This window comes from Kitasatospora sp. NPDC059571 (assembly GCF_042735675.1).
Lineage (GTDB): Bacteria > Actinomycetota > Actinomycetes > Streptomycetales > Streptomycetaceae > Kitasatospora.
This window is the reverse complement of the sequence record NZ_JBHWBW010000439.1, coordinates 1-6,663: the sequence shown is the minus strand read 5'-3', so window position 1 is coordinate 6,663 and position 6,663 is coordinate 1. Positions and strand designations below refer to the sequence as shown.

General features: G+C 77.4%; 6 protein-coding genes. All 6 read left to right on the top strand.

Translation table 11 applies throughout. The features are described 5' to 3' along the window. Positions 1-2,541 (top strand): nitrate- and nitrite sensing domain-containing protein (locus ACFV0G_RS32220; RefSeq protein WP_380555666.1); only part of this gene is annotated, 2,541 nt, incomplete at its 5' end. Beyond that, positions 2,538-2,948 carry a roadblock/LC7 domain-containing protein gene (locus ACFV0G_RS32215; RefSeq protein WP_380555664.1) on the top strand — a complete coding sequence of 137 codons (411 nt, stop codon included), beginning with the start codon at positions 2,538-2,540 and terminating at the stop codon, positions 2,946-2,948. The genes ACFV0G_RS32220 and ACFV0G_RS32215, both read left to right, overlap by 4 nt. 29 nt (positions 2,949-2,977) lie before the next feature. Further along, positions 2,978-3,388 (top strand): DUF742 domain-containing protein, encoded by a 411-nt coding sequence (locus ACFV0G_RS32210; RefSeq protein WP_380555668.1) that lies wholly within the window; start codon positions 2,978-2,980, stop codon positions 3,386-3,388. Beyond that, a complete protein-coding gene (locus ACFV0G_RS32205; RefSeq protein WP_380555662.1) occupies positions 3,369-3,962 on the top strand; it encodes an ATP/GTP-binding protein in 594 nt (197 codons plus the stop codon). The genes ACFV0G_RS32210 and ACFV0G_RS32205 overlap by 20 nt, the downstream gene beginning before the upstream one ends. Positions 3,963-4,263: 301 nt before the next feature. Beyond that, on the top strand, positions 4,264-5,547 hold the full coding sequence (locus tag ACFV0G_RS32200) for an ABC transporter substrate-binding protein (RefSeq protein ID WP_380555660.1): 1,284 nt from the start codon (positions 4,264-4,266) through the stop codon (positions 5,545-5,547). Positions 5,548-5,635: 88 nt separating this feature from the next. After that, positions 5,636-6,589, top strand: a complete 954-nt coding sequence (locus ACFV0G_RS32195; RefSeq protein WP_380555658.1) for a hypothetical protein — start codon at positions 5,636-5,638, stop codon at positions 6,587-6,589. The last annotated feature ends 74 nt before the right edge of the window (positions 6,590-6,663 follow it).

Genomic DNA, 6,663 nt, shown 5'->3' with positions numbered 1-6,663 from the left:
CCGGCCGCGGGCCCGGCCCCGCGGTCCGGGCTGAGGCTGCGCCCGCGCACCGTCCGCGCCAGGATCGTCGCGCTGCTGATGGTGCCGGTGGTGTCGGTGATCGCGCTGTGGTCCTTCGCCAGCGTCACCACCGCCGGCACCGTCTGGGACCTCGTACGGCTGCGGACGGTCGCCGGGACACTGCTCGACCCGGTCGCCGCGACCGCGGCCGGCCTCCAGGCGGAGCGCACCGCTGCCGGCCGCCTCCTGGCCGGGGACCAGCAGGCCCGCGACGACCTGCGCACGGCCGCCGCCGCCACCGACGGCGCGGCGGGCCCGCTCGCGCTCGCCGACCACTACAACCGGGCCGACGCCGAGGGCCTCGGCCCGGACACCGCCGAGCGGGTCGACCGGCTGCTGGCCGCGGTCGCCGACCTGCCCGCGCTGCGCGCCGGGATCGAGCAGCACCGGATCGCCTGGACGGACGCCTACGCCCGCTACACGGCGGCCGTCGACCGGGCGCTGGAGGTGGCCGGCTCGGTCACCGACCTGCAGGACCACCAGGTGGCCTCGGACGCCCGGGTGCTGCTGGAGTTCGCCCGCGGCCGCGAGCAACTCGCCCGGGAGGACGCACTGTTCCGCGCCGGGCAGACCGCCGGGCGGCTCGACGACGCCCAACTGCGCGACCTGGGTGCTGCGGTGTACGCCCGCCGACTGCTGGCGCAGACCGCCGACGGCGACCTGCGGCCCGCCGACCGGGCCGCCCTGCAGACCGTCACCGACGGCGCCGACCACCGCGAACTGACCCGCTACGAGGACGCCCTGCGCACCGCCGCGGACGGCCGGGCCGCCCTCGACGCCGTCCCCGCCGACCGCTGGGCCGCCGTCGAGGACAGCGTCGCCCGCGGCCTGCGCGGGGTCGAGCAGGCCGCCGGCACCACCGCCGCGGAGCGTTCCGCCCCTTACGCGCTGGGGCTGTTCACCCCCTCCGGCCTGGCCGTGCTGCTCGGCCTTGCCGCCGTGGTGGCCTCGCTGCTGATCTCGGTGCAGATCGGCCGCGGCCTGGTCACCGAGCTGGTCGGCCTGCGCAACTCGGCGCTGGAGCTGGCCGGCCGCACCCTCCCGGCCGCGATGCGCAGGCTGCGGGCCGGCGAGGAGATCGACGTGGACGCCGAGGCGCCGCCGGTGCCGCACGGCAGCGACGAGATCGGCCAGGTGCGCGGGGCGCTCGGCCGGGTCCAGCGGGCCGCGGTCACCGCCGCCGTCGAGCGCGCCGAGGTGCTCTCCGGCGTCTCGGGTGTCTTCGTCAACCTCGCCCGGCGCAGCCAGGTCCTGGTGCACCGGCAGCTCACCCTGCTGGACGCGATGGAGCGGCGGACCCAGGACCCGGCGGAGCTCGCCGACCTGTTCCGGCTCGACCACCTCACCACCCGGATGCGGCGGCACGCGGAGGGCCTGATCATCCTGTCCGGCGCGGCACCCGGCCGCGCGTGGCGCCGGCCCGTCCCGCTGGTGGACGTGGTGCGGGCCGCGGTGGCCGAGGTCGAGGAGTACGCCCGGGTGGACGTGCACCCGATGCCGCGGGCGGCGGTCGCCGGGCAGGCCGTCGCCGACCTGACCCACCTGGTGGCCGAACTCGTCGAGAACGCCACCGGGTTCTCGCCGCCGCACACCAAGGTGCGGATCCAGGGCGAGCAGGTCGGCAACGGCTACGCCCTGGAGATCGAGGACCGCGGCCTGGGCATGGGCCGCGAGGCCCTCGACGACGCCAACCGCCGGATCGCCGCCGCCGAGCAGGTGGACCTCTTCGACAGCGACCGGCTGGGCCTGTTCGTGGTGAGCCGGCTGGCCCGCCGGCACGGGGTCAGGGTCGCGCTGCGCGCCTCCGCGTACGGCGGAACCACCGCGGTGGTGCTGCTGCCCACCGAACTGCTGGCCGGCGATCCGGGCGGCCCCGCCGTCGACGCCGAGCCCGTGCTGCCCAGGCGTGCCACGACCGCGGCGGCCGCACCCCCGGCCGGCCTGCCCGACCTGCCCGAGCCCGTGCGGGCCGGGCCGGTCCTCCCCGGGCCCGCGGCGCCCGAGCCGGTCGTGGCCGAGCCGGCGCCGCCCGCACCCGCGGCAGCTGCGGAGGCCGTGGCGGAGCCGCCCGTACGGCCCCTGCCGCCTGCGCCGACCGCGGCGCCGTTCGGTGCGCTCGGCGGTGACCCGGGGGTGCTGCGGCCCACGCCCTTCCGGTCGGACGGGAGCCGGTCCGCCCTGCCCGCCCTGCCGCCACCCGGCCCCGCGCCCGTGGCCGCGGCCCGCCCCGACGGAGCACCCGCGCCCGCCGCGCCGCCCGCCGCGGACGGCGGACTCCCGCGCCGGGTGCGGCAGGCCAGCCTGGTGCCGCAACTGCGGGAGGCGCCGCCGAAGGACGTGCCGAAGCCCCGCGCGGACGCGGCGCCCGGCCGCAGCCCCGAGCAGGCCCGGGCCACCCTCTCCGCGTACCAGCGGGGCTGGAACCGCGGCAGTACCGAGCGTCCCGAGCACCCCCACACCACCGGAGGAGAGACCACATGATCGGCACCACGCACCAGCCCGGCGAGCTCAACTGGCTGCTCGACGAGCTCGTCTCCCGGGTCGTCCAGATCAGATTCGCGGTGATGCTGTCCGCCGACGGTCTGGCCATGGGCACCTCCGCAGGCCTCGGCCGGGAGGACGGCGAGCACCTGGCGGCGGTCGCCTCGGGCTTCCACAGCCTGGCCAAGGGCGCCGGCCGGCACTTCGAGGCCGGCGAGGTACGGCAGACCATGGTCGAACTCGACCTGGGGTTCCTCATCGTGGCCGCCGCGGGGGAGGGCACCTGCCTCGCGGTCTTCGTCACCTCCGACGCCGATCTCGGCCTGGTCGCCTACGAGATGGCCCGCCTGGTCCGCCGGGTCGGCGAGCACCTGTACGCACCGCCGCGCAGCGCGGTCGGGGGGTGAGCCCGGTGTCGTACCCGCCGCGCCGCTACCTGCCCGGCAGCCCGTTCGGCTACCCGGTGCCGCCCGGCGAGCCGGAGTACTGGTTCGACGACGCGGCCGGCCCGCTGGTCCGCCCCTACGCCGTCACCCGGGGCCGGACCGAGCCGAGCGGCGTGCGGTTCGACCTGATCGCACTGGTGGTCAGCGACCTGCCGGAGACCGATGCCGACGCCGGGCCGGTCGGCCCCGAGCAGGCCGCCATCCTCGGCCTGTGCCGGGGCAACGCACTCTCCGTGGCCGAGATCGCCGCCGACACCGACCTGCCGCTCGGCGTGGTGCGGGTGCTGCTCGGCGACCTGCTGGACGCCGGGCTGATCCGGGTCAGCCGGCCCGTCCCGCCCGCCCTGCTCCCCGACGAGCAGATCCTCCTGGAGGTCATCCATGGGCTCCGTGCCCTCTGACGGTTCCGTGCTCGCCCTGAAGATCCTGGTCGCGGGCGGCTTCGGGGTCGGCAAGACCACACTGGTCGGCTCGGTGAGCGAGATCCGCCCGCTGCGCACCGAGGAGCGGCTGACCACCGCGGGCCGCGACGTGGACGACCTCGCCGGGGTGGAGCAGAAGGCGACCACCACGGTGGCCATGGACTTCGGCCGGATCACCATCCGGGACGGGCTGTCGGTGTACCTGTTCGGCACCCCGGGGCAGGACCGGTTCTGGTTCCTGTGGGACGAGTTGGCGCTCGGGGCGCTGGGCGCGGTGGTGCTCGCCGACACCCGGCGGCTGACCGACTGCTTCCCGGCGGTGGACTTCTTCGAGCACCGCGGGATCCCCTTCGTCGTCGCGGTGAACCGTTTCGCCGGCACCCGGGACTTCCGGCCCGACGAGGTGGCGCGCGCCCTCGACCTGGAGGACGGCACGCCGGTGGTGGTCTGCGACGCCCGCGAGCGCTCCTCCGGCAAGGAGGTGCTCATCAACCTGGTCGAGCACGCCGGCCGGGTGCACGCCGCCCGGCTGCTCGCGGAGACCCGCGTCTAGTCGGCTGCACACGGCAGGCGGCGCGGACTCGGCCGGACATCCCGGGGCCCGTGCGCCCGGACTTGGCCGAACATGCCGGATCCGCCCGGGCTGCGCGGTCCCTCCCGAAACCCGCTGCCACCAGTGGAAAGCGCATGATGGTCCGTCATGAAGGGCGCCCGGAGGAGCCCTTGGAGCGTGTGCGGACCACCTCGCTGTTCCGGTGAACACCCCGCGCCGTTCGCCCGCCGTCCGCCCGGGCGTGCGCTGCGCTCGCTTGGCTTGCCCCCGACAACGGGCGGGCCACGGGAGGGGTGCGGGCATGGCGGGGCGGATCGGTCGGCGGAGTGCGGCGGGTGCGGGGACGGGCCGCACCGTGCGGCGGGCGGCGGCCGCGGCGCTGCTCCCGGTGCTGCTCGGCACCACCGGGTGCGCGGGCGGGGCCGGCGCCGCCCAGGGCGCCGGGGTGACCGTGCTGACCATGGCGCCCTCCGGTACCGGCGCCGCCGACCGGTCGGGGATCACCGCGCTCGCCGATGCGATCGGCCGCTCGGTCGCGGCCGCGGGCGGCTTCGGCGGGCGGCGGCTGCACGTGCTGACCTGCGACGAGCAGGACACCCCGCAGGGCGCCGCCGGCTGCGTCCGCCGGGCGGTGGACGCGCACGCGGTGGCCGTGATCGGCTCGTACAGCCAGCACGGCGACGACTTCATGCCCGCGCTGGAGGCGGCCGGGATCCCCTACCTCGGCGGGTACGGGCTGTCCGGCCCGGAGTTCTCCAGCCCGATGTCCTACCCGGTGGCGGGCGGGACGCCCGCGCTGATCGCCGGCAGCGGGCGGCAGCTGGTCGCGGCCGGCTGCCGGACGGTGGCGCTCGTCCGCCCCGACACCCGGGCCGGCGACACCCTCACCCGCTACCTCTCCGGGGCGCTGCGCCCGGCGGGGGTCGCGCTCACCGACGTGAAGGTGCCGGAGAAGGCGCCCGACTTCGCGGCCGCCGCCCGGGCCGCGGTCGGCGACGACCGCAGGGACGGCTGCGTCACCAGCGCGCTCGGCACCGAGCAGACCCGCGGGCTGCTCGACGCCTACCGGCGGCTGGCGCCCGCCCGGACCAGGCTCGGGGCGGTGCTCGGCGGCGTCCAGCAGCCGGTGGTGGACGCCACCGGCGGCAAGGGCGGACCGCTGGAGGGGGCGCTGGTCACCGGCTGGTACCCGCCGGAGTCCTCCAGCGTCTGGGACGACCTGCGGCGCACCCTGCGCGACAACGCCCCGGGCTCCCCGGTCGAGGTGTCGGACCTCGGGGTGGAGACCGCCTGGGTGGCGTACCAGGTGTTCTTCCAGGCGGCCGACCGGCTCGCGTCGGCCGGCACCCCGCTGACCGCGAAGACCCTGCGCGGCCAGCTCGACAGCGGCGACTCGCTGGACACCGGCGGGGTCACCCCGCCGCTCGACTGGGGCATGTCCTCCATGCTGCCGAGCGCGGAGTCGCCGCGGCTGACCAACACCTGGGTCACCTTCCAGCAGGTGGAGAACGGCCGGCTGACCGAGCAGCAGAGCGGTTTCGTGGACGTCCGCTGGGTGCTGACCGGCAAGCGGGCGCCGCAGTAGCCCGGTCGGCCGCCGGTCCGCGGTGCCGACACGCACCGTGCTGACGTCATGTCAGCTGATGCCGGGTGCCCGGACGTACATTGGCGAGGTGATCACGGACGAGGAGTACGGGGCCTGCGCCCTGGCCGGTGCGGGCCGCTGGACCGAGCTGCTCGACCTGTTCCGGCAGGTCCGCGGGGCGGCCGCGGTGGCCGGCTGCCCGGCCGCCGGCTGGCCGTCCGGTCCGATCGGCCACCTGATCGCGTACGGGGCGCCGCCCGAGGTGGCCGCCCGGCTGTTCGACGCCGACGGCGGGCCGGACACCGCCGCCGGGGCGGGCGACCACGACGCCGGGCCGCTCTGGGAGGTGCTCGCCACCCGGCACTCCTGGCGGCGGCTGGCCCCGCTGCTCGACCCGCCGCCGATCCGCCGGCTGGTCGCGCACACCCGCGCTCTGCTCGGCGACGAACTCGGCGGCCGGGCCGACCCCGACCCCGAGGGCGTCCCGCTGCTGCTCCAGCCGTGGGAGCAGGCGGGCTGGGAGGAGCGCAGCCGGGTCCGCGACTACCTGCCGGGCGGCGGTGCCCGGCGGGCGCTGCTCGCCCAGCCGGCCACCAGGGAGGGCCTGGGGCGGCTGGAGCTGCCCGGGCACGGCACCTCGGTGCCCGGGCTCACCGCCACCCGCCTGCTCGGCGACCTGGCGCCCTGGCTGCGGGCGGTCTGCGTCCGGGGCACCGCGCCGGACGCGGCGGCCCGTTTCGCCGAGGAGGCCGAACCGACCGCCGGCTACCTGCCGTTCGGCGCGGTCTATCCGGCGCTGGTCCAGGCGGCGTCCGGCGAACCGGCACTGGGCAGTGCGGACGGGCGGCTCGCCCTCTGGCGCGCATTGACCGCGATGACCGGCGAGCCGCGGCCCGGCCCGGCCGACGTCAATGCCCTGGTCGCCCGGCTGCGCTGCCTGACCTGGTGCGAACCGCAGGACGAACTCTGGTACCTGCACCTCGCCCTGGAGGACCCGGCCACCGGGCTGGCCTGGGCGATCAGCGGGGCCGCGTCGGCCTGACCCCGCCGGTCCCGGTACCCGGTACCCGGTGCCGGGCGCCCGGCACGGGCCCGCGGCCGGGGGCGCGCGCCGGG

What these genes read in the sequence shown, in the direction of transcription:
- ACFV0G_RS32215 (WP_380555664.1), top strand. Translation starts at nt 2,538, where the DNA reads ATGATCGGCACCACGCACCAGCCCGGCGAGCTCAACTGGCTGCTCGAC.
- ACFV0G_RS32205 (WP_380555662.1), top strand. Translation starts at nt 3,369, where the DNA reads ATGGGCTCCGTGCCCTCTGACGGTTCCGTGCTCGCCCTGAAGATCCTG.
- ACFV0G_RS32200 (WP_380555660.1), top strand. Translation starts at nt 4,264, where the DNA reads ATGGCGGGGCGGATCGGTCGGCGGAGTGCGGCGGGTGCGGGGACGGGC.